1 protein-coding gene is annotated in these 344 nt (G+C 57.8%); it reads right to left on the reverse strand.

The features are described from left to right. The coding region (locus M3G14_RS11620) for a DUF4442 domain-containing protein (protein WP_259926687.1) at positions 1-344 on the reverse strand (344 nt) is incomplete at both ends.

Consider the following 344-nt stretch of genomic DNA (forward strand, 5'->3'; position numbering starts at 1 on the left):
GCCTCCTTCTCCTCCGCATCAGTAAAGCCGTCGTTATCGTCATCATCGTCGTCAGCATCCGGGGTGCCATCACCATCGGTGTCACGCTGAACCGTGATCACCTTGTCACCGGTAGCAACCTCATTGCCTTCAGCATCAGTGATGGTGACCTTGACAGTCACGTCACGCGATTCCTCTTCCTTACCCCAGTCAGTGAGCTTGTCCGGGGTACCCGTAACCTGCCCTGTCGTTGGATCCACCGTCAGGCCACCAGGCAGGTTCTCAACCTTCACCTCGCCACCTTCCGGAACATCCTTCGCCGTCTCGAACGGATCAGCCTCCTGACCCTCAACAACAGTCTCCGG

The organism is Corynebacterium sp. p3-SID1056, from assembly GCF_025152525.1.
In the GTDB taxonomy this organism is placed as follows: Bacteria; Actinomycetota; Actinomycetes; order Mycobacteriales; family Mycobacteriaceae; genus Corynebacterium.